The 23843-nt window shown below is 35.8% G+C and carries 17 protein-coding genes; all 17 read left to right on the forward strand.

Annotated elements, in window-relative coordinates; genetic code table 11:
* Positions 1–291 precede the first annotated feature (291 nt).
* On the forward strand, positions 292–1755 hold the full coding sequence (locus tag ACOOWA_RS05370) for an OmpA family protein (RefSeq protein WP_421373756.1): 1464 nt from the start codon (positions 292–294) through the stop codon (positions 1753–1755).
* 557 nt (positions 1756–2312) lie between these two features.
* Positions 2313–3743, forward strand: a complete 1431-nt coding sequence (locus tag ACOOWA_RS05375; protein WP_421373757.1) for an SDR family oxidoreductase — start codon at positions 2313–2315, stop codon at positions 3741–3743.
* Between the two features lie 172 nt (positions 3744–3915).
* Positions 3916–5268, forward strand: a complete 1353-nt coding sequence (locus tag ACOOWA_RS05380) for a sigma-54-dependent transcriptional regulator (protein ID WP_421373758.1) — start codon at positions 3916–3918, stop codon at positions 5266–5268.
* 159 nt (positions 5269–5427) lie between these two features.
* Positions 5428–5787 carry a DUF7674 family protein gene (locus ACOOWA_RS05385; RefSeq protein WP_421373759.1) on the forward strand — a complete coding sequence of 120 codons (360 nt, stop codon included), beginning with the start codon at positions 5428–5430 and terminating at the stop codon, positions 5785–5787.
* Positions 5788–5798: 11 nt separating this feature from the next.
* Complete coding sequence (locus ACOOWA_RS05390) at positions 5799–5933, forward strand: hypothetical protein (protein ID WP_421373760.1); 135 nt, start codon at positions 5799–5801, stop codon at positions 5931–5933.
* Positions 5934–6036: 103 nt separating this feature from the next.
* Positions 6037–6114 (forward strand): potassium-transporting ATPase subunit F, encoded by a 78-nt coding sequence (locus ACOOWA_RS05395; RefSeq protein WP_421374654.1) that lies wholly within the window; start codon positions 6037–6039, stop codon positions 6112–6114.
* Between the two features lie 138 nt (positions 6115–6252).
* Entirely contained in the window at positions 6253–7941 is a 1689-nt protein-coding gene (kdpA, locus tag ACOOWA_RS05400; RefSeq protein WP_421373761.1) for a potassium-transporting ATPase subunit KdpA, read from the forward strand.
* 19 nt (positions 7942–7960) lie between these two features.
* A complete protein-coding gene (gene kdpB, locus ACOOWA_RS05405; RefSeq protein ID WP_421373762.1) occupies positions 7961–9967 on the forward strand; it encodes a potassium-transporting ATPase subunit KdpB in 2007 nt (668 codons plus the stop codon).
* A 94-nt stretch (positions 9968–10061) separates the two neighbouring features.
* Complete coding sequence (locus ACOOWA_RS05410; RefSeq protein ID WP_421373763.1) at positions 10062–10628, forward strand: K(+)-transporting ATPase subunit C; 567 nt, start codon at positions 10062–10064, stop codon at positions 10626–10628.
* A 72-nt stretch (positions 10629–10700) separates the two neighbouring features.
* Positions 10701–11783 carry a porin gene (locus tag ACOOWA_RS05415; protein WP_421373765.1) on the forward strand — a complete coding sequence of 361 codons (1083 nt, stop codon included), beginning with the start codon at positions 10701–10703 and terminating at the stop codon, positions 11781–11783.
* A gap of 68 nt (positions 11784–11851) precedes the next feature.
* Positions 11852–12976 (forward strand): sensor protein KdpD, encoded by a 1125-nt coding sequence (locus ACOOWA_RS05420; protein WP_421373766.1) that lies wholly within the window; start codon positions 11852–11854, stop codon positions 12974–12976.
* A complete protein-coding gene (locus ACOOWA_RS05425; RefSeq protein ID WP_421373767.1) occupies positions 12976–14697 on the forward strand; it encodes an ATP-binding protein in 1722 nt (573 codons plus the stop codon). Before ACOOWA_RS05420 ends, ACOOWA_RS05425 begins: the two co-directional genes overlap by 1 nt.
* Positions 14698–15221: 524 nt before the next feature.
* Positions 15222–15947 carry an NUDIX hydrolase gene (locus ACOOWA_RS05430; RefSeq protein WP_421373768.1) on the forward strand — a complete coding sequence of 242 codons (726 nt, stop codon included), beginning with the start codon at positions 15222–15224 and terminating at the stop codon, positions 15945–15947.
* A gap of 18 nt (positions 15948–15965) precedes the next feature.
* Positions 15966–17450, forward strand: a complete 1485-nt coding sequence (locus ACOOWA_RS05435) for a xylulokinase (protein WP_421373769.1) — start codon at positions 15966–15968, stop codon at positions 17448–17450.
* 109 nt (positions 17451–17559) lie between these two features.
* On the forward strand, positions 17560–18888 hold the full coding sequence (xylA, locus tag ACOOWA_RS05440) for a xylose isomerase (protein WP_421373770.1): 1329 nt from the start codon (positions 17560–17562) through the stop codon (positions 18886–18888).
* A 62-nt stretch (positions 18889–18950) separates the two neighbouring features.
* Positions 18951–21827, forward strand: coding sequence for a SusC/RagA family TonB-linked outer membrane protein (locus ACOOWA_RS05445; protein ID WP_421373771.1), 2877 nt, complete (start codon positions 18951–18953; stop codon positions 21825–21827).
* 14 nt (positions 21828–21841) lie between these two features.
* Complete coding sequence (locus ACOOWA_RS05450; protein ID WP_421373773.1) at positions 21842–23785, forward strand: RagB/SusD family nutrient uptake outer membrane protein; 1944 nt, start codon at positions 21842–21844, stop codon at positions 23783–23785.
* Positions 23786–23843: the final 58 nt, after the last annotated feature.

The raw sequence follows: 23843 nt of genomic DNA on the forward strand, positions 1-23843 counted from the left end.
CACAGAAGCACAGACTTTTTAGAATTATAATAGTTTTTATATCTGATTGGGTGATAATAATACTTTTGATTTAAAATTTAATATTGATTTAAATTATTCTGTTAATCAGTATTTTATGATTAAAAAAATGAATTACTTTTATAAAAATTGTTTATTTGGTATGGTAATTGAATGTAAGATGGCACAGCTGAAACCCGCACTGTAAGTGCATTTGGGAAATTGGATAAGTATAATCACAGGATAAAATATTCTGGTGCTTATCTTCAAATTTTAAATAATTAAACTTTTTATATGAATACAAAACTAGCAATTTTATCGCTTGCGATAGCGGTACCGTCATGTGCATTTGCACAGGATTCAATTATGGTAAACAGCAACGGAGAATATCCTAACACTTTCTCTTCAGGTTCGGCAAATGTGCAGCCTTTCAGACAATCTTCAAAGAGATTCAACGACTGGTCGATCTCTTTCGGGGGTGGAGTTCCGTTATTGCAATCTGCAGATTTAACTTCTATTAAAAATGGAGGAGGCAAAAATCTTATCGGTTATTCTGGTTATTTCAGTGTTGATAAAGCGATAACACACGCTTTTGGTTTAAAATTACAGTATGATCGCGGCGAAACCAGACAAGGTTGGTTCAATACAAAAGATGCAGCACCTGCTAATGCAGCAGCTAATATGCAGGTAGGAGCGAGAACACAGTATGATGCGATCTCACTTTTAGGAGATATTAATTTTTCAAATTTAATGAGAAGAGTTGATAACAAATCTCCTTACAGATGGGCATTACATGGTTATGCAGGTATAGGAACACTAGCTTACAGAGCTTATCAAAAAGATGAATTTGGACAAAGATTGATGACGGAGGTAAAGCCTTTTAAAGGACAGTCTTTCTTCGGACAAGCCGGAGCAGGTTTAAAATATAAATTATCAAACAGATTAGATCTTGAAGGTAGATTGATGTATGTTGTAACGACTGACGACGAATTTGATGGAGGCGGAGCTCAATACAGCGATATTAATAAAATCTCTGACCAGACTTCGGATAATTTCTTCAATGCAACTTTAGGTCTTACTGTTAATTTAGGAAAACACGAATCTCACTTGATGTGGCATGATCCTATGCAGGAAATCTATTACAGAACAGAAGTTTTAGAATCAAAAATAAACGATATTGAAGTTTGTAAAGCAGGTGACGCCGATAATGACGGAGTTTGTGACGATTGGGACAGACAATTAGATACTCCTGCAGGAGCAAGAGTTGACGGATCTGGAGTAGCTTTGGATGTTGACTTAGACGGAGTTATTGATTTATATGATAAATGTGTAACAGTTCCGGGTCCTGTGGAAAATAATGGTTGCCCTCTTACTACCACTGCTTCAAACTCAGGTGCAGTAACAGAAGCAGAAACAAAACTTGATGGGATTGAATTTGAACTGAATTCAGATAAAATTGTTTCTAGCAACACCCCAATTCTAAACAATGCAGTTGGATACATCAATTCATCAAATGGTTCTTACACTGTTGTAGGAGCTACAGATACAAGAGGTAGTGAAGCTTACAACCAAAAATTATCTGAGAACAGAGCCAACAACGTGAAAGATTATTTAATCAAAAACGGTGTAGAATCTGCAAAGCTTGAAGCACAGGGAAATGGAAAAAATGATTTGAAATATCCTGAATGTGATCCTGCATCAAAGTGTCCGGAATGGAAAAACAAAGCAAATAGAAGAGTGTATTTTAAAGCAAAATAAAATAATAAATTCTTTGTTAAAGGCTGTCATATCATGACAGCTTTTTTTTATATTTAAAAACAATTATTTAATCAGCTTACTCATCTCACTAAGATCAGAATTCTTACACTCAAATAAATATATGAATGGAAATCATTTAGTTTGCAGAGCAATTTTAGAAGTTATGCTTTTTCATTATTATCAAATTCTCCGGCAAGAATTTAGAGGTTATATTTCCTTTTTCTACATCATGATAAAAATGAGATACTTTTTTTTAGTGATATTAAAACATTTATTTCTTATATCTAATTTCTCGTTTTTCCCCAATTATTTGATAGTCCAAGAGAAGATTAATAATTTGTGCTTCGGTCTGTTTTAATAGATATTTCTTTCAATCATCTGAATTTTAAAAGTTTGTTGGGCATTCTTCTTTGTAATTAATGTCATTTAACCAAAAACGAAAATATTAAACATAAAGTGAGATTTAATAATGAAAAACAGAGATTATTTCCGGCATCTTTTAAAAAAAGGTATAATTTTCTCATTAACCGAAGATAAAATCACCAACATCATTTATTATGAAAAAAATTCTGCTCACCGGCGCAACCGGATATATCGGGAAAAGAATGATTAACGTTATCGCAGCTCAAGGCTATCGATTGGTTTGCTGTTGTCGGGATAAAAATCGTTTTTCGAAAAACGTGGATATCGATGATGCTCAAATTGACGTGGTAGAAGTTGATTTTCTGAAACCCGAAACACTTGAAAATATTCCAAAAGATATTTCAGGCGCTTATTATCTGATGCATTCGATGAGCAACAGTAACGATTATGCAGACGTTGAAAAAAAATGTGCCATCAATTTTTCTAATTTTATTGAAACTTCAGAGTGTAAGCATATCATCTATCTTTCTGGTCTGGCGAATGGAAAAGAACTATCAGAACATCTGAGTTCAAGATTTGCAGTCGAAAAAATTCTGATGAACTGTAAAATTCCAGCAACCGTATTGCGAGCAGGGATTATCATCGGTTCGGGAAGCGCATCTTTTGAAATCATCAGAGATTTGGTGGAAAAATTACCAGTAATGGTAGCGCCAAAATGGCTTTATACTAAATGTCAGCCGATAGGTATTGCCAACGTTCTGGATTTTCTGATTTTTACCTTATTCAAAGAAAAAACGTATAACAGAAATTTTGATATAGGTTGTGATAATATTTTGACCTACAAGGAAATGCTGTTACAATTTGCCCAAATTAGAGGATTGAAACGTAAAATTTTTACCGTTCCTGTTATGACGCCAAAATTGTCTTCCTATTGGCTTTATTTTATCACTTCTACCTCTTATAATCTCGCTTCAGCTTTGGTAGGAAGTATGAAAATAGAAGTGGTCTGCAGACCTGAAAGCCTATCAGAAATTAAACGAATTACAGGAGTACAGCCTTTTTCTTATGAAACGGCTCTACGGAAAACACTTGCAAAAATTCAGGATAATGAAATTGCTTCAAGCTGGAAAGACAGTTTCATTAGCAGCAGGAATGATTCTTCTTTGAAAGATTATCTTGATGTTCCGAAATATGGCTGTTTTACTGACTTGAGAACTGAAGAATTTGACGATAGAGATGAATGTTTAGACAGAGTTTTTTCTTTAGGCGGCAACAAAGGTTGGTACGGGCAAAGTCTCTGGAAAGTACGGGGTTTTATTGATTTAATGGTTGGTGGACCAGGCTTACGGCGTGGTAGAACAAGTCCCACAAAACTTCACGAAGGTGACGCTCTCGATTTTTGGCGTGTTTTATATGCCAATAAAGATGAAGGCAAACTCATTCTTTTTGCAGAAATGAAACTTCCCGGTGAAGCCTGGCTGATGTTTAAAGTTTACAAAGGAAAACTATGGCAAAAAGCAGTGTTTCGTCCGCACGGTTTAACGGGAAGACTGTATTGGTATTCTGTTTTGCCTTTTCATGGGCTTATTTTTAAAGGAATGGTGAGAAAATTGGCAGGAAAATAATAGAAGTTTTTTTCTGAAAATTTTAGAAAAAGCGTATAATTTTTTTAGAATCACTTTAGATGTAAAATCTTCAGATAATTTTGCAAATGATTTTGAAATATAATCGAGTATACCTTATTAATACCTATTAATAAATTTAAAGTTATAATTTTGCTGTTATAATTTAAAAGCATTGAATACTATTTTAATCATCGATGATGAAGAGAAAATTAGGTCTCTTTTGTCACGCATTATCAGTTTGGAAGGATTTGAAGTTTTTGAAGCCAGTAATCTGAAAACAGGGCTCAAAAGATTAGAAGTTTCTGAGATTGATATTGTGATTTGTGATGTGAAGCTTCCGGATGGTAATGGAGTAGAGTTTTCTAAAATCATTAAAGATAAATTCCCCGTTGTGGAAACGATCCTTTTAACTGCCTTCGGAAATATTCCTGATGGAGTAATGGCGATTAAAAACGGAGCTTTTGATTATATTACAAAAGGTGACGACAATACAAAAATTCTTCCTTTAGTTTACAAAGCAGCGGAAAAAGCCGCACTCAATAAACGTGTTCTTCAGCTTGAAAAACAGCTAGAAAACAAACATTCTTTTAACAGTATTATTGGTAAATCCGAGGTTTTGATTTCTTCTATTGATTCCGCCAAAAAAGTGGCCGTTACCGATGCAACTGTTCTATTAACCGGAGAAACAGGTACAGGGAAAGAAGTTTTTGCGCAGGCAATTCATCAAGCCAGCAAAAGAAGTAATAAAAATTTTATAGCGGTAAATTGTTCGGCATTCGGAAAAGATTTGCTGGAAAATGAACTTTTTGGCCATAAAGCAGGTGCTTTCACAGGTGCTGTAAAAGATAGTAAGGGTATTTTTGAAGAAGCCAATCTGGGAACTGTTTTTCTGGATGAAATTGGCGAAATGCCTTTGGATCTGCAGGCAAAATTACTAAGGGTTCTTGAATCCGGAGAGTTTTTAAAGGTTGGAGACAGCAAATCTGTAAAAACAGATGTAAGAATTATTGCTGCAACCAACAGAGATCTGGAACTGGAAATAGAAAAAGGAAACTTCAGAGAAGATCTTTATTACAGAATTAATATTTTTAAAATCAATCTTCCATCGTTAAGAGAAAGATCTCCAGATATTGCGTTGCTTGTTGATTTTTTTCTCAAAACATTTTCCCGAAAAATTGGTAAGAATATTTCAGAAGTTTCTACAGATTATTTAAAAGCATTAAAAAATCACAAATGGAAAGGTAACATTCGTGAACTGAGAAATGTTATTGAACGAAGTGTGATTTTAACAGACTCTCCAATTTTGGATATTGAATCTCTTCCCACCGACATTTCCGAAAATATTTCTGAAAAAAATCAAAAAGAAAACAATTTAATGTCCGCGTTTTCAATGGCAAGTGCCGAAAGAATGCAGATTCAGAAAGTTTTAAATCATACGAAAGGAAATAAAGCAGAAACCGCACGTCTGCTTGAAATTGGCATTGCAACCTTATACCGAAAAATAGAAGAATATAAAATTTCTTAGAAAATAATTATCATTCTGATAATGACCCTATCATTTTGATAGGGTTTTTTGTTGCAATGAAATTGATATTTTCAAATTAAGTAATTGATAATCAAGTTATTGAAAATTATGTTTTTCATGCGGAATACATCTTGGCATACGTATTAAAAATAATTTCAAATGAATCATACAGAAGCCGTTACAGAGATCATCAAGATCATTCCGGAAACAGAAGAAGAATTTAAGGAATCTTACAAGACCAATTCATCATTTATGGTGATTAGTGTCTTCAGCAAACAAATTAAAAAACTCATTAAAGACAACGATCAGAAAATTCTTTTAAAGTCTATTCAGAAGATGAATACACTGTATAGCAAAGGCGATCAGGCTTTGAAAAGCGCTATCGAAAATATCTTCATTTATTCATTAGACAGTTTTACGTTTTGCTGTGAGCCGGCTTATAAGAAAATGATTTTTAATAAAATGTCATTAAGTCTTCAGAATAATTATTTGCATCAGATTTATAAATCAGGTATTTAAATTTTAAAAATATGAAATCAAAAATCAGAAAAATCGGAAGCTGGAAAGAATGGAGTGCCATTCGTGAAAAGCACAATCTTGAAATCGTAACCATTAATATCGCTGTGATTCTCGGTGTATTTGTCGCAGCAGCAATCATACAATAATTGAAAATGATAACGACTATTATCTTATTAGCTACAGGTATAATTTTCTTCCTTCTATTCTTTGCGTTGGTAGAATATTTTGACAAAATTTAAAACATTAGATATGACTTTATTATTTATCACAGCAATCGCCGTATTTCTTTATATGTGCTATGTACTTGTAAAACCGGAAAAATTTTAATCAAAAATAAAAATGAAAAATAAGACGATTAATAGTTTAAAAGATTGGGGGACTTTGTTCTTCTGGATCTCTGTCATTATTGCTTTTATGTATTTGATTATTACTGTAAAAGAATTTGAATTAATTCATTAAAAAACTATGAACACTGAAATTTTAGGCGTTATCGCAATGTTTTTAGTAACGTTGCTTTTGGCCATACCTTTAGGGAAATACATCGCAAAAGTTTATTCGAATGAAAAGACTTTTCTGGATCCTGTTTTCAATCCCTTAGAACGATTTTTTTATAAATTATCCGGCATTGATTCTGCTCATGAAATGAACTGGAAACAACATTTAATGGCACTTTTAACCATTAACTTTCTTTGGTTTTTCATGAGTATGCTGGTTTTAATGAATATGAGCTGGCTTCCGCTCAATCCAGACGGAAATCCTGATATGTCGCCGGATCTGGCTTTCAATACCTCGATTTCATTTTTAGTCAACTGTAATCTTCAACATTATTCAGGGGAAACCGGAATGAGTTATTTAGGTCAGATCTGGCTGATGTTTTTGCAGTTTGTCTCTGCGGCAACCGGAATGGCCGCATCAATCGTCATTTTTAAGGCTTTCCGAGAAAAATCGACCGAAAAATTAGGAAATTTCTATGAGTATTTATTAAAATCCATGACAAGAATTTTATTACCTATTTCAATAATTATGGGTGTGGTAATGGTTTTCCAGGGAATGCCAATGACTTTCAGCGGAAAAGATAAAATGGTAACCCTGGAAGGAAAAAATGTAGAAGTTTCTACAGGTCCTGTTGCTGCTTTTGTACCCATTAAACATGTTGGGACCAACGGTGGAGGTTTTTTTGGAGCTAATAGTACCCATCCATTAGAAAATCCGAATTATTTTACGAATATGGTAGAAATGTTTGCCCAGTTTATTATTCCTATGGCAATGGTTTTTGCTTTCGGATATTTTATAAGAAGAAAAAAATTCGGGTACATGATTTTCGGAGTAATGACTGTAGGATTTTTGTTGCTTGCCGTTCCGACGATTATTATGGAAATCAATGGAAATCCTGCCATTAGTCAAATGGGAATTAATAATTCTCTCGGTGCAATGGAAGGTAAAGAAATACGATTCGGTGCTGCAGCTTCAGGTTTTTGGAGTATTGTAACAACAGTAATTTCTACGGGATCCGTCAATTCGATGCATGACAGTGCGATGCCACTTTCCGGAATGACGCAAATGTTGGCCATGATGGTTAATGCATTTTACGGAGGCGACGGTGCAGGAATTCTTAATATTTTCATCTACATCATTCTGGCTGTATTTATAAGCGGATTAATGGTGGGAAGAACTCCTGAGTTTTTAGGTAAAAAAATTGAAGCCCGGGAAATGAAAATTGCCATGATTGTAGCATTATTTCATCCGTTTCTTATTCTTGTGGGAACTGCAATTGCTACTGCCTTTCCGGAAGTGGGAACTTCTACTTTAAATAATCCGGGTTTCCATGGTTTCAGTGAAGTTCTGTATGAATATACTTCTTCAGCGGCCAACAATGGAAGCGGATTTGAAGGTTTGGGCGATAACAATATGTTCTGGAATATTTCCACAGGAATTGTACTCATTTTAGGAAGATTCATTCCTATTATCGGCCCTGTTGCGATTGCAGGTTTATTGGCTCAGAAAAAATACATTCCGGAAGGTGAAGGTACTTTAAAAACAGATACTTCTACTTTCGGACTGATGACTTTTGCTGTTATTGCTATCATCGCTGCCCTTTCATTTTTCCCGGCTCTTGCTTTAGGCCCGATCGCCGAATATTTTTCAATGAAATAAATTAGATAAAGAAATTAAAATGAATAATAAATCATTATTTCAAAAAGAATTGGTTTTAGAAGCTTTGAAACAATCTTTTTTTAAGCTGGATCCTAAATTGATGATAAAAAACCCGGTGATGTTTTTGGTCTGGCTGGGAACTTTAGTGATGCTTTTTGTGAGTATCTGGACTTTGAACGGTGAAAAATCACAAGGAAGCTTTTCTTATAACTTTGTGGTTTTCATTATCTTGCTATTGACCGTTTTATTCGGAAATTTTGCAGAAGCCATTGCAGAAGCCAGAGGAAAAGCGCAGGCAGACAGTCTTCGAAAAACCAGAGAAGAAACTCCTGCAAAACTTCGTGACGGACAAGTTATTTCATCCGCAAAACTTAATAAAGGAGATATTTTTGTTTGTGAAGCAGGAGATATTATTCCTTCAGACGGCGAAATTATCGAAGGTTTGGCAACAATTGACGAAAGTGCCATTACAGGAGAATCTGCTCCGGTAATCAGAGAATCCGGTGGAGATAAAAGTTCCGTTACAGGAGGAACGAAAGTTTTGTCAGATAAAATAATAGTTCAGGTTACTACACAGCCTGGTGAAAGTTTTCTAGATAAAATGATTGCTTTGGTAGAAGGTGCTTCACGCCAGAAAACACCCAACGAAATTGCATTAACGATTTTGCTTGCAGGTTTTACCTTAGTATTTATCATTGTTTGTGTTACATTAAAACCATTTGCAGAATATTCTAATGTAACCATCACCATTGCATCATTTATTTCTCTTTTCGTTTGTCTTATTCCTACTACAATCGGCGGACTTTTATCGGCAATCGGTATTGCGGGAATGGACAGAGCTCTAAGAGCAAATGTTATTACAAAAAGTGGAAGAGCGGTAGAAACTGCGGGAGATATCGACGTTTTACTTTTAGATAAAACAGGAACTATTACCATAGGAAACCGTAAAGCTACTCATTTTTATTCTGCAAATAATGTAGATGAAAATCAATTGATAAAAGCGGCTGTTTTAAGTTCAATGTCCGACGAAACTCCGGAAGGAAAATCAATTGTTGAATTGGCGGGAATCAATCCTTTAGGTTTTCAGATTACAGATCCAGTTTATATAAAATTTACCGCCGAAACCAGAAGTTCAGGGATCGATTATGAAGGAATTCGTATACGAAAAGGCGCAACCGATGCCATTAAAAAAATTGTAATCGATGCCGGAAACCGTTTTCCTGAAGAAACTGCAGAAAAAGTAAAAGAAATCTCTCAAAACGGAGGAACTCCTTTGGTGGTATCAGAAAATGAGAAAGTTTTAGGCGTTATTGAACTTCAGGATATTATTAAACCCGGAATCAGCGAACGTTTTGAGAGACTCAGAAAAATGGGTATTAAGACGGTGATGGTAACAGGTGATAATCCTCTGACTGCCAAATTTATTGCAGAAAAAGCAGGGGTAGATGATTTTATTGCGGAAGCTAAACCGGAAGATAAGATGAACTACATCAAAAAAGAGCAGCAGGATGGAAGATTGGTTGCTATGATGGGAGACGGTACCAACGATGCTCCGGCATTGGCTCAGGCTGATGTAGGCGTTGCAATGAACAGCGGAACTCAGGCAGCAAAAGAAGCCGGAAATATGGTTGACCTGGATAATGATCCTACCAAACTGATCGAAGTAGTAGAAATCGGAAAGCAATTATTAATGACGAGAGGAACGCTTACAACATTCAGTATTGCGAATGATGTGGCAAAATATTTTGCGATTATTCCTGCTTTATTTATAACGGCAATTCCAGCTTTGCAGGGTTTAAACATTATGAAACTTCACAGTCCGGAAAGTGCCATTTTATCAGCGGTCATCTTCAATGCGATTATCATCCCGATGTTGATTCCTTTGGCTTTAAAAGGAGTTGCATACAAGCCGATTGGTGCTTCAGCTTTACTGCGACGCAATTTACTGATCTTCGGATTAGGGGGAGTAGTGATTCCTTTTATCGGAATTAAAATCATTGATCTTATCGTTTCCTTATTTTTTTAAAATTCAAAAGGCACGGCAAAAAGATTTTATATCCAAATTACAGTTACACTTATTTTTTACATTCTTTTTGCAGTTTCATTAAATAAATTTCATCATGAAAAAACATATTTTACCTGCCATTAAACTTACCATTTTATCAATTGTTCTTCTTACAGTAGTTTATCCGGCTATTATTTGGGCAATCGCCCAGGTTTCACCCAATAACGGAAAAGGAGAAATCATCAAACACAATAACCATATCTATTATTCCAACATCGGGCAGTCTTTCAAACAAGATCAATACTTTTGGTCGCGTCCTTCTGCGGTTGATTACAATGCAGCAGGTTCGGGAGGTAGCAATAAAGGGGCTTCCAATAAAGAATATCTTCAGCAGGTTCAAGCACGGATTGATACGTTTCTAATGAAAAATCCGGGTGTTGCAAAGTCTGAAATTCCCGTAGATCTTATAACAGCAAGTGGGAGTGGTCTTGATCCTGATTTTTCTGTACAGGCAGCAAAAGTTCAGGCTAAAAGAATAGCTCAGAACCGTAAGATCTCAGTGGATAAAATCAATCAGCTGATTGTTGCGAATACTGAACAACCATTTCTAGGACTTTTCGGACCTGAAAAAATAAATGTTCTTAAGCTTAATATTGCTTTGGACGATCTATCAGGAAAATAATTTCTCATCAATTTTTGAAAACAATTTAAAAAATTCCTTCTAAAAGGATATTCAAAATTTAAATCATACTTTATGAATAGAATAGCTTTTGTTTTGCTTGCCTTATGCGGGGTTACAAATATGTATGCTCAAAACGACTCCATTAAGAAACCTCTTTCGATTAGCGGATATGCCGAAGTCTATTATCAGGCAGATTTTAATAATCCAAAAAGCAACAACAGACCGGGATTTGTCTACAGTCACAACAGAAATAATGAAGTGAATGTCAATTTAGCATTCATTAAAGCCGGATACAATACCGAAAATCTTCGTGCTAATCTGGCTTTGGCAGCAGGAACCTATATGAATGCCAATTATGCAGCCGAGCAAGGCGTTATGAAAAATATTTATGAAGCCAATGTAGGTTTAAAATTATCCAAAAATCATAATCTGTGGATTGATGCCGGTATTTTTCCTTCACATCTTGGTTTTGAAAGTGCTGTCGGAAAAGATAACTGGACATTGAGCAGAAGTCTCTTCGCAGACAATTCGCCCTATTTTGAAACCGGTGCTAAAATATCTTATACTTCCGAAACCGGAAAATGGTTTTTAAGTGCGTTGGTTTTGAACGGTTGGCAAAGAATTCAACGAGTTAACGGTAATTTTACTCCTGCTTTTGGTCATCAGATCACATTTAAACCCAATGAAAAACTGACTCTGAACAGTGGATCTTTTATTGGAAATGATAAACTGGATTCTATCAGACAGATGCGGTACTTCCATAATTTGTACGGAATTTACCAGATCAATAAAAAAATAGGGATTACGGCAGGTTTTGATGCAGGTGCTGAACAAAAAATGAAAGGAAGTAAAGATTACAATATTTGGTATACTCCGGTTTTATTGCTGAAATACAATCTTACCGATAAATTTAGTCTTACAGCGAGAGGAGAGTACTATCAGGATGAGAAAGGCGTTATTATTTATACAGGTACAGAAAATGATTTCAGAACTTTTGGGTATTCTTTTAATGCAGATTATTATATTTTACCCAATCTTGTCTGGCGTACAGAAATTCGTAATCTCAACAGTAAAGATGCCATTTTTATTAACAGAAATAATGTATTTAATACCAACAGCCTGACTGCAGTAACGGCTTTAGCTGTTTCATTTTAAATTCATATAAAACTTAATTTCCCTGTATTGGTATTGCAGGGAAATTTTAACTTTAAAAAAACAAACCAATGGAGGAATCCAGAAAATCAGCAGAAGATTTTTTACATCTCATCAACACATCCAAACGTGGAAAGCTGAAAATCTACATCGGAATGAGCGCCGGTGTCGGCAAAACCTACAGAATGCTTCAGGAAGCACATATTCTCCTTCAAAACGGAATTGATGTGAAAATTGGTTATATTGAAACTCATAACAGAAAAGAAACCCATAGCTTGCTGGATGGATTACCGATTATTCCGAGAAGAAAATTGTTTTATAAAGGAAAGGAACTGGAAGAGCTGGATGTTCCTGCGATTCTTGTTTTACGCCCGGAAATCGTTATTATTGATGAACTTGCCCACACCAATATAGAAGGTAGCAAAAACAAAAAAAGATGGCAGGATGTGATGGATATTCTGGAAGCCGGTATCAATGTAATCAGTGCAGTCAATATTCAGCATATCGAAAGTCTGAATGAGGAAGTAAAATCTGTTACCGGGATAGAGGTTACCGAAAGAATTCCAGATACCATACTTTCCGTCGCAGATGAGGTTGTAAATATTGACCTTACCGCAGATGAACTCATCAGCAGACTAAAGCAGGGAAAAATTTATGACAGCAGTAAGATTCAGTCTGCTTTAAGTAATTTTTTTAAAAATGATAATATTCTTCAGCTTCGTGAATTGGCTTTAAAAGAAGTGGCATCACAGGTTACCCGAAAAGTGGAAGCCGAAATCACCATTGGGAAAAGTCTAAAAAAAGAAAGATTTCTGGCCTGCATAAGTTCCAATGAAAAAACAGCTAAAAATGTGATCCGGAAAACTGCGAGACTGGCAAATTATTACAACAGTCAGTGGTTTCTTTTGTATGTTCAGGTTCCTCGGGAATCTTCAGACAGAATTATTCTGAGTAAACAGAGGCATTTAATCAATAATTTTAAACTGGCTACTGAGCTCGGCGCAGAAATTATTAAAGTTGAAAATAAAAATATTGCGCTCTCGATAATGGAGCAGTGTGAAGAAAGAAATATAACAACGGTCTGCATCGGCAAACCGCATCTGGATCTCTGGAGAATTATCTGGGCAACAGATACTTTCAATTCATTATTAAAAAGACTTTCAAAGCAAAACGTAGATTTAGTAATTTTGTCGTGATGAAAATAAAAACCAAACTTAACGCGGGAGTCGGGCTGCTGTTTCTGATGATTATTATTCTGTCTGTTTTAAGCGGATGGTTTATTTATCAGCTCAAAAAAGATACCCAGAATATCCTTGTTGCCAATTACAATACTTTGCAATATTCACGAAATATGCTTTTGGCTCTGGAAGATATCGATTCAGATCCTAATTCTGTACATGAATTTCAGAAAAACCTCGATCTGCAATCGAAAAATATTACGGAAGCAGGTGAGAAAGAAACTACACGAAGCATTCAGGAACATTTTTCAGAATTAAGAAAAGGAAAAAGCAATCTGTATCTCCAGTCATTAATTCGCAAAGACATTACAGGATTAATGCAGCTTAATATGACTGCCATTCAGCTCAAAAGCAGTATTGCCAATTCGACTTCTGAAGATGCTATTGCTGTAATCTCGGTAGTCGGAATTTTATGTTTTTTGGTAGCATTTATTTTGATGGTCAATTTACCGGCAAATATTGCCAATCCGATACGGGAGCTTACTTCAAGTATTCATCAGATTGCCAATCAAAATTACAGGCATCGAGTAAGATTTGAAGAAAATAGTGAATTTGGTGAATTGGCCCGATCTTTCAACACAATGGCTGAAAAGCTTCAGGAATATTCCGAAAGCAGAATAGATAAAATTCTGAAAGGTAAAAAACGTATAGAAACATTAATCGACAATCTTCATGATGCCGTGATTGGTATTGATGAAAACCGGAAAGTACTGTTTGTAAATGATGAAGCTTTAAAAATTTCCGGTCTGAAAAGAAGCAGCTTTGTTGGTCAGCAAATTCAGGATATTGCTGTAACCAATGATCTTGTAAGAAATTTAATTAAAGAAATTATCAATCCTGATTTGAAAAGCAATAGTTCTGAATCTCTGAAAATATTTGTGGAAGGAAAAGAAAATTATTTCGAGAAAGATATTGTTGACATAAATGTAGTTCCCACAGGAGAAGAGGAAAGCCGTTTTATAGGTCAGGTAATTATGCTGAGAAATATTACACCATTTAAAGAGCTTGATATTGCTAAAACTCATTTTATCGGTACTGTATCGCATGAATTTAAAACACCAATTTCATCCATACAAATGGGATTACAGCTTTTAGAAAATAAAAAAATTGGCAGTCTGAATGAAGAACAGCAGAAACTTATAAAAGGAATCAGTGATGATGCTTTAAGATTGCTGAAAATTACCGGTGAACTTCTGAATTTGGCACAATTGGAAACTGGAGTTACCCAGCTCAATATTCATCCGTTTAAGGTAAATTCAATGATTCAGGAAGTAATAAATACCAATAAATCTGCCGCTGATAAAAAGCAGATATCCATCAATACCCGAATTAATCCTGAAATTTTAATTCTAAATGCTGATGAAGAAAAAATAGTGTGGATTCTTAATAATCTTGTTTCCAATGCCATTCGATATTCTTCTGATCACTCAAACGTAGATATTGAAGTAGAAAAGACAGAAAATAATTCTGTGAAATTTTCGGTAAAAGATCAAGGTTGTGGAATTGAAGAAAAGTATTTGTCCCAAATATTTACAAGATATTTTCGCATTCCCGGAACTCAGGCTGAAGGTACAGGATTAGGCTTAAGCATCAGTAAAGAGTTTATTGAAGCGCAAGGAGGAAGTATATCTGTAGACAGCAAGACAGATGAGGGAAGTACCTTTAGTTTTATTATTTGAATTGATAAATTTCTATCGCGATTAAAATCATTAAAATTCTGCCAGTTTATACTCTACTCTTGATACAGTTGTTTATCGAATTTGATAATTTGAAAATCAAAATATAAAAACATTCAGAATTTTTTGAAAATTGATGATTTTTTATCATTGAAGTGAAAAAGTGAACATAGGCATCACTATTTGGTAAAATATTAAGTGTTAAAATTACATTTTTTGATGTTTTTTATCTCATTTTTTCAGTTATTTAAAAAAAAATGAGATTTATTTTGAATATTTCTTATCATAATTTATCTTAAATTCCATAATGTTCGTTTACGATCTTATGCGATTCTAATTCTTTGTTTACTAGTAGTTTTAAAAATTATATCATTATAATTATGATAAGCTTATCATATAATTGATATAAATCTTATCATTAAAAATAGATATGTAAAGTGTTGATATATAGCAAGTAGTTGAAAATTTATTTTTTTATATCAATTGTATTTTTATATTTGTGATGTTACGTAAATGTTAACGGGCAAATGAATCCAAATTTTATTCATACTTATTTATCTGTAGACTGTGTAGTCTTTGGTTTTGATCTTGAGAATAAGCTTAACATTCTCCTGGTGCAACGCCACGTAGAAGATATTCCTGTGGAGCAGCAGAAGAAATTACCAGGCAGTCTTATCTTCAGTGATGAGGATGTAGATGATGCAGCAAACCGCGTTCTTTTGGAACTGACAGGAATAAAAAAAATGGTTCTGAAACAGTTTAAATGTTTTGCAGATCCAAAGCGCGCAAGCAATCAGAATGACATCAGATGGATGGGTGAAGAGTACAAGCATAATATAGACAGAATTATTACTGTAGCTTATTTATCATTATGCCGTATTGATCATAAAATCAACAGTACAAAATATGATACTGTAGATTGGCATCCGATAGACAAAGTTCCGCAATTACCATTTGACCACAACAAAATTATTGACGAATCTTTAATAGAAATACGAAAGTGGATTGATTCTGATTTTTCTATCATTTTTGTGCTCTTACCAAAAAAATTCACCATAAGACAATTATATCAGCTATATAACGCTTTGAGTGAAAAGAAAATCGACATTAAGAATTTTCATAAAAAAATCTCATCATTCAGTTATATCATTCCGTTAGACGAGATAGAAACCAATGTATCGCATCGTGCAGCAAGATATTATAAGTTCGATCCGAAAATCTACAAGAAAACTCAAAATAAATTAATCAAATAAAATAAGCCTCAGAATAAAATGTATTTATTAGGATTCGATATCGGCAGTTCATCTGTAAAAGTTTGTCTTATTGAGGCATCCAGCGGCAAAGTGATAGCATCTGATTTTTCTCCGAAAAAAGAGATGAAGATCTTTGCGGAACAGCCGGGATGGGCAGAACAAAATCCTTCCGATTGGTGGACTAATCTTAAATTGGCACATCAGTCTGTGATGTCTCATGCAAATATTGAGCCGGAAGATATCAAGGGAATCGGGATTACATGGCAGATGCACGGATTGATTTTGGTTGATAAAGACCAGAATGTTCTCCGTCCGTCGATCATCTGGTGTGATAGCCGTGCTGTTCCTTACGGCGAAAAAGCCTTTAAAGAAATTGGTGAAGAAAAATGTTTATCTCATCTTTTAAACTCTCCCGGGAATTTTACCGCTTCAAAATTAGCTTGGGTAAAAGAAAACGAGCCAGAGCTTTTTGATAAAATTGATAAAATAATGCTGCCTGGAGATTATATCGCAATGAAACTTTCCGGTGAGATTGGGATTACTGTAGAAGGACTTTCTGAAGGAATTTTCTGGGATTTTAAAAACCATTGCATCTCAGAAGATGTTATTAATTATTACGGAATTCCGAAAAGTTTTTTTCCAGAGATCGTACCAACATTTGGTATTCAGTCTACAGTTTCCGCTTCTGCAGCAGAAGAATTAGGATTGAAAGAAGGAACTCCAATTTCGTACAGAGCAGGAGACCAACCGAATAATGCATTATCACTTAATGTTTTCAATCCGGGAGAAATTGCTTCTACAGCAGGAACTTCGGGCGTTGTTTACGGCGTTTTGGATCAGCTGGATTATGATAAACGATCAAGAGTAAACACTTTTGCCCATGTAAATCATACTGAGGAGCAAATGAGATTGGGTGTTTTGCTTTGCATCAACGGAACCGGAATTCTTAACTCCTGGTTGAAACACAATTTTGCAACCTCATTATCATCTTATGGTGATATGAATGAGTTGGCTTCACTTTCTCCGATTGGTTCTAAAGGTTTAAGTATTATTCCATTTGGAAACGGTGCCGAAAGGGTTTTAGAAAATAAAGATACAAGATGTTCTATCCACGGAATTAATTTTAATATTCATTCAAAAGGTGATGTTCTTCGCGCTGCACAGGAAGCCATCGTTTTTTCTTATGAATATGGGATGAATATTATGAGAGATATGGGAATGGAAATTAATGTCATCCGTGCCGGGAATGCCAATATGTTTTTAAGTTCCATCTTCCGCCAATCATTGGCGAGTGTAAGCAATGCAACGATTGAACTGTTTGATACAGATGGAGCAGTTGGTGCCGCAAGAGCTGCAGGAATGGGAATCGGTTTTTATACAGATTCCAAAGAAGCTTTTTCTTCATTAGAAAAATTAGCTGTTATAGAACCAGAACACGAGAAAAGAGAACAATATCTCGAATCCTATGAGAGGTGGCAGGATCATCTCAAAGAAATAATTTAATCAAAAAAAACATACCGAATTTTCATTCACTTGCTGACTCAAAAAATCAGTAGGGAAGGAATTCTACAACTTAAAATTAAAATTAATAATTAAAAATAAATTAAATAATATGAACATTTCAAAAGAAGCAAAAGCATTTTTTCCAGGGGTAGATCAAATCAGATTTGAAGGCAGAGAGAGTAGAAATCCTTTGGCATTTCGCTATTATGATGCAGATCAGGTTGTGATGGGAAAACCAATGAAAGAATGGATGCGTTTTGCAATGGCTTGGTGGCATACACTATGCGCAGACGGGAGCGATCCATTTGGAGTACCTACCATTCACCATCCTTGGAGCAAGGGAACTGATGCAGTTTCTAAAGCCAAATATAAAATGGACGCCGGATTTGAGTTTATGCAAAAAATGGGATTTGGCTATTACTGTTTTCATGACATCGATTTGGTAGACCCTGCAGACAACTGGAGAGATTATGAAAAAAATCTTCAGGCTGTGGTGGATTATGCTAAAGAAAAACAATCAGAAACAGGAATTAAATTACTTTGGGGAACAGCTAATGTTTTCACACATGAAAGATACATGAACGGAGCTTCTACCAATCCAAACTTTGATGTGGTAGCTTGCGCAGGAACTCAGGTTAAGAATTCTATCGATGCAACAATTGCTCTTGGTGGAGAAAACTACGTTTTCTGGGGCGGAAGAGAAGGTTATATGAGTCTTTTGAACACGGATATGAAACGTGAGAAAGAACACCTTGCCCGCTTCCTTACAATGTCTCGTGATTATGCAAGAAGCCAGGGTTTCCAGGGAACTTTCCTTATCGAACCAAAACCGATGGAGCCTACAAAACATCAATACGATTATGATGCAGAAACCGTAATAGGATTCTTAAAAAGCCACGGTTTAGACAAAGATTTCAAATTAAACCTTGAAGTAAACCACGCAACTTTGGCAGGACATACTTTCGAGCACGAGCTTCAGGCAGCTGTAGATGCAGGAATGTTAGGAAGCATTGATGCAAACAGAGGAGATTACCAAAACGGATGGGATACAGACCAGTTCCCAATCGATTATTTTGAACTGGCTCAGGCTTGGTTGGTGATTCTTCCAAATGGAGGTTTAGGTTCAGGAGGTGTGAATTTTGATGCGAAAATCCGTCGTAATTCTGTAGATGCAGGTGATCTTTTCATCGCTCACGTTGCGGGTATGGATGCTTTTGCAAAAGGACTTTTGGTAGCAGCAGATATTCTTGAGAATTCGGATTACAGCAAATTGAGAACAGAAAGATATTCATCATTCGATAATGGAAATGGAAAAGCTTTTGAAGAAGGCAGACTGACTTTGCAGGATCTTCAGAAAATTGCCCACGAATCAGGAGAGCCTATGCCAAAAAGCGGTAAACAGGAACTTTTCGAAGCTATTGTGAATATGTATATCTAAAAACAAAATTTAAATGATTATTTAATTTTTGTTATCCTAATATTAAAAACAATATAATAATTATGAACCATTTTTATTTAAATAAAAGCAATAAAGCAGCAATGTTTTTTGCAATGGCTCTACTTCCTTGCGGCATGGCTTATTCTCAGGTTAAAAAAGATACAGCAGCGAAAGAAAAGAAAATTGAGGAAGTTGTGATGATCGGATATGGTACTCAGAGAAAAGAGGCCGTTACAGGATCTGTTGCTACAGTAAAAGGAGACGTACTTCGCGAAGTGCCTTCTGCAAACGTTACTCAGGCTCTTCAAGGAAGAACTGCTGGAGTTGATATTTCTCAGACTTCATCAAAACCAGGAGCGACTATGCAGATCCGAATCCGAGGAGCGAGATCTTTAACAGGAACTAATGATCCTCTAATTGTTTTAGATGGTATTCCGTTTGTGGGATCTTTAGGTGACATTAGCTCTAATGACATCAAAAGTATAGATATCTTAAAAGACGCTTCGGCAACGGCAATTTACGGATCAAGGGGAGCAAATGGTGTTATATTAGTGACAACAAACAGAGGTTCAAAAGGACAAAAACCTAGATTCAACTATAATTCATTTACAGGAGTTCAAACGCTGTTTTCAAAATATCCGATGATGGACGGCCCTAAATTGGCTAAACTTAGAATTGATGCTGGAAATATTTATGGATTAGGAACAGATGAAACACTGGATACCAATACAGACTGGCAAAAATTGTATTATAAACCAGCTATGATTACAAGCCATGATGTGGGGGTTTCAGGTGGATCAGAGGGAGGTAATTATAATGTAGGTTTATCCTATTTTAAGCAAGATGCTCTAATCCCAATTCAAAATTATGAAAGGTTTTCTTTAAGAATTGGTTTGGATCAACAGGTTGGCAAAAGTTTTAAATTCGGATTTACAACCAATACAAACTATACCGTATCTGAAGGAAATGGAGTATCAGGAGCACCAACATTGGGTTACTCTCCTTTAGCCAATCCTTATAATCCGAATGGCAGTCTTAAAAGAACAATGAGTACTGCATCTAATGTTGATCAATCTTGGATTTATATAAGGAAGACACTTGAAAATCTGGGTGATAAATATGTTGATGAAAGCAAAGGTTTTTCTTCGTACAATAATATATACGGAGAAGTAAATCTGCCTATTACAGGTTTAAAATACAGATTGAATGTCGGATTAGATTACCTCACTTCAAATAGCGGAAACTATGCTGGGGTAGGTGTATTTAATGTAAATGCAGCAGCACCTTCAAGTGCTGGAAAAGGGAACAACCAGACTTATCACTGGACTTTAGAGAATTTATTGACCTATGACAGAACCTTTGGAAAGCATAAAATTAATGCAGTAGCTTTGTATTCGGCAGAAGGAAATCGATATATCAGTAGCTATATAAGTGCTAAGAATGTACCTGCAGATTTTTTCCAATATTATAATTTGGGACAGGCACCACAAGCTGATATATCCGTAAAACCTGAAGACCAAATTTATCAACAAAGAGGACTTTTGTCTTATATGGGGCGTGCCATGTATACTTATGATAATAAATATATGATTACGGCTACACTCCGTGCAGATGGTGCGTCTGTTTTGGCACCAGGTAACAAATGGCATACATATCCTGCAATATCTTTAGGTTGGAATCTGGCTAATGAATCTTTTATGCAGAACATTAAAGCTATCAACCAGTTTAAACTAAGATATGGATGGGGACAAACATCCAATCAGGCGGTTAATCCTTATACTACACTCGGATCATTGCAGGTAACTCCTTATAATTTTGGATCTTCAAATACAACAGGAGTTTATATATCATCTGCACCAAATGCTGGTTTAGGCTGGGAATATTCTAAAACAAATAACTTTGGAGTTGATTTTGGCTTATTTAATAATAGAATTACGGGAACAGTAGAATATTATAAAACCAAAACTGAAAAAGTTTTAGCCGGAACAATTTTACCTCCGTCAGGCGGTATTGGAAGTATAACTAATAATATAGGACAGATAGAAAATAAGGGTTGGGAAGTTTCACTTAACGGAAGTATCATCAATAACCCGGATGGCTTTAGCTGGGATGCAGGGATAAACTGGTATGCCAACAGAAATCAGATCTTAGCCTTATCTTCAGGAACTACACGTGATGAAATTAACAATTGGTTTGTAGGACATAATATTAATGCTATATATGATTATCAAAATATTGGTTTGTGGCAGCAAGGTGATCCATATCTCAATATATTAGAACCAGGTGGTAATGTGGGGATGATTAAAGTCCTTTACACAGGAGGCTACAATGCAGATGGTTCTCCTGTAAGAGCAATTAATCCTTCTGATAGACAAATTATTGATACAGCTCCGGATTGGCAGGGCGGTTTTAATATGAGATTTGCGTATAAAAACTTTGAGCTGAGTACAGTAGGCGCATTTCAACATGGTGGAGTTTTAATTAGTTCTATTTACGGTTCGTCGGGTTATCTTAACAGATTAACAGGAAGAGGAAATAACGTAGATGTAGATTATTGGACAGTGGATAATCCTAATGTAAGATATCCTAAGCCAGGAGGTGTGATGAATGGAGATAATCCAAGATATGGTTCTACACTTGCTTATTTCGACGGATCATATCTTAAACTGAGAACAATAACTTTGGGGTATAATGTAAAGAAAGAGTTTCTGGACGATTTGAAGTTGAGTAGTTTTAGAATTTATGTCACTGTGACTAATCCTGTGGTGTTATTCTCACCTTATCACAAAGAATCTGGTATGGATCCGGAACCGAATTCTTATGGTAACCAGAACCAGGCGGTGAATAGTAGCCTTCCTTATAACAGCCGTCAGCTGATTATAGGAGCTAATAATCCATCTACACGTAATTACCTATTGGGAATTAATTTATCTTTTTAAAAAATTACAAAATCATGATCAAGTTTAATAAAAAAATAGTTATAGGAGCATTCTTCTTATCACTTTGCTTATCCAGCTGTAATGAGATTCTGGACGAGCAGCCAAGATCAAATTATACTGTTGATTATTTCAATACTCCGGATGGAGTTACAGCAGGTGTTACATCTTTATATAGAAGTTTACGCTTATTGTATGGCAACGGTTATTTTATGAGTAATTGTCAGAATGGTACCGATGAATCTACATGGGCACAAAGTGCAGATGGAAACTTCAAGGAACTCGACTTTTCAGGAAATGGTAACGTTACACCAGCTTCTTTTCCACCCAGCATGATTTGGGGATCAGTTTTTCCTTATATTAACACCGCAAATGGAATTGTAGAAAGAGGTCCAAAATTTGGGGTATCGGAATCATTGATTTCAGAAGCAAGGTTCTTTAGAGCATTCGATTACTTCATGCTCGTTCAGACCTATGGAGGAGTACCATTGGATTTGGGAGCAGGAGAGCTTGCCCTGAATGTCAATGCTGTAACTACTTCCAAAAGAAATACCGTTCCGGAAGTTTATACAAGAGCAATTTTTCCTGACCTGAAAAAAGCAGTAGATAATTTACCTGCTTCACCAAGAGTAACCGGAGGAGTAACTAAAAATGTAGCGAGATTGTTCTTGGCAAAAGCATATCTTACTTATGGATGGTGGTTGCAGAATCCCAATAGCATACCAACATATCCGGAAACTCAGAGAACTGATCCGGATGGTCATAATGCACAATGGTATTTTCAACAGGCTTATGATACAGCTATGCAGGGAATAAGCACTCCTGGCCCATATTCTTTACAGCCTACATTCTATGATGTAAATGTAGGGTCGAATGATAGAAATAGCGAGTGTATGTTATATGCAGATCATACTCAGTCCAGCGTATTTTATAACGAATCAGATCCTGTAGGTTTCGGTTCCGGATGGGCTCCTGATAATTTTGCTGCATGGATGCAGACATGGAACTATACAAACCTGAAAAGTAGCAGTTCTGCAACAAGCTTTGCTGCAGTTAGCTCTGTACAACGTGCTGCAACACAATCGTTGGGACGTCCGTGGGTACGTATGTGTCCTCCAATAGGTGTTATTCAGAATACATTTGCTAATAAAACAACAGATTCGAGATTTGACGGTACTTTTGTAACAACATACAGAGGAAACTGGGACAAAGCAGGAGTTACTAATCCTGTTCTGTACAACGCCAATAGTTTACCCGTGCAGCCGGGAGGAGCTGTTCTTAGTTTCCTTAGTGATGACTCTCAGACTCCAACTTATCCTTCAGATGGAGGGCAAAACGGTGTCGGTGCAGGAACCTTGCCTGGAAGACCTGATTGGGTAATTGCGCCAAATGGAATCAGCAGAATTGTTTATCCTGGACTGTGGAAAATCGGAACTTACCGTACAGATGATCCGAATGGACTAGGATATCCGAATGCAGGTTTGACAAGACCTTTCAATGTGGCAAAATTCTCTGAGTTCTATTTTATCGCGGCAGAGGCTGCAGTAAAAGGAGCATCAGGAACAATGAGTGCAAGAGATTTGATCAACGTTATCCGTGCAAGAGCAGGAAAATGGAAGTTTAATAATGCTCAAAATGCTACATATATTGCTGATAACAGTGGGGCCATGATTGCAGCGACTCCTTCAACAGTAACCATTGATTATATCCTAGGAGAAAGATCGCGTGAGTACTATGGTGAGTTTTACAGATGGTATGATTTAGTACGTACACAAAAATGGGGAGAATATGCCGCTACTTATAAAATCGGAGGTACTGCTTATGGAAACCATACACCACAGACAGTAACACGTAACATCCAGTCATTCCATTACCTGAGACCAATTCCGCAAGGGCAAATCGATGCGATGAGTGGAGCATCTGCTGATGAAAAAGCAAAATACCAGAATCCTGGTTATTAAAAAGAACAAAAATACATTCATATTAATAGCAGCAAAGTAGGTGTATTCATTACACCTG

This window comes from Chryseobacterium sp. GP-SGM7, assembly GCF_049166575.1.
In the GTDB taxonomy this organism is placed as follows: Bacteria; Bacteroidota; Bacteroidia; order Flavobacteriales; family Weeksellaceae; genus Chryseobacterium.

Excerpts from the sequence above, each read along its gene's own strand:
- ACOOWA_RS05425 (WP_421373767.1), top strand. The coding sequence starts at position 12,976 with ATGAAAATAAAAACCAAACTTAACGCGGGAGTCGGGCTGCTGTTTCTG.
- kdpB (WP_421373762.1), top strand. The coding sequence starts at position 7,961 with ATGAATAATAAATCATTATTTCAAAAAGAATTGGTTTTAGAAGCTTTG.
- ACOOWA_RS05430 (WP_421373768.1), top strand. The coding sequence starts at position 15,222 with ATGAATCCAAATTTTATTCATACTTATTTATCTGTAGACTGTGTAGTC.
- ACOOWA_RS05435 (WP_421373769.1), top strand. The coding sequence starts at position 15,966 with ATGTATTTATTAGGATTCGATATCGGCAGTTCATCTGTAAAAGTTTGT.
- ACOOWA_RS05390 (WP_421373760.1), top strand. The coding sequence starts at position 5,799 with ATGAAATCAAAAATCAGAAAAATCGGAAGCTGGAAAGAATGGAGTGCC.
- xylA (WP_421373770.1), top strand. The coding sequence starts at position 17,560 with ATGAACATTTCAAAAGAAGCAAAAGCATTTTTTCCAGGGGTAGATCAA.
- kdpA (WP_421373761.1), top strand. The coding sequence starts at position 6,253 with ATGAACACTGAAATTTTAGGCGTTATCGCAATGTTTTTAGTAACGTTG.
- ACOOWA_RS05420 (WP_421373766.1), top strand. The coding sequence starts at position 11,852 with ATGGAGGAATCCAGAAAATCAGCAGAAGATTTTTTACATCTCATCAAC.
- ACOOWA_RS05415 (WP_421373765.1), top strand. The coding sequence starts at position 10,701 with ATGAATAGAATAGCTTTTGTTTTGCTTGCCTTATGCGGGGTTACAAAT.
- ACOOWA_RS05395 (WP_421374654.1), top strand. The coding sequence starts at position 6,037 with ATGACTTTATTATTTATCACAGCAATCGCCGTATTTCTTTATATGTGC.
- ACOOWA_RS05445 (WP_421373771.1), top strand. The coding sequence starts at position 18,951 with ATGAACCATTTTTATTTAAATAAAAGCAATAAAGCAGCAATGTTTTTT.
- ACOOWA_RS05450 (WP_421373773.1), top strand. The coding sequence starts at position 21,842 with ATGATCAAGTTTAATAAAAAAATAGTTATAGGAGCATTCTTCTTATCA.
- ACOOWA_RS05410 (WP_421373763.1), top strand. The coding sequence starts at position 10,062 with ATGAAAAAACATATTTTACCTGCCATTAAACTTACCATTTTATCAATT.
- ACOOWA_RS05375 (WP_421373757.1), top strand. The coding sequence starts at position 2,313 with ATGAAAAAAATTCTGCTCACCGGCGCAACCGGATATATCGGGAAAAGA.
- ACOOWA_RS05370 (WP_421373756.1), top strand. The coding sequence starts at position 292 with ATGAATACAAAACTAGCAATTTTATCGCTTGCGATAGCGGTACCGTCA.
- ACOOWA_RS05385 (WP_421373759.1), top strand. The coding sequence starts at position 5,428 with ATGAATCATACAGAAGCCGTTACAGAGATCATCAAGATCATTCCGGAA.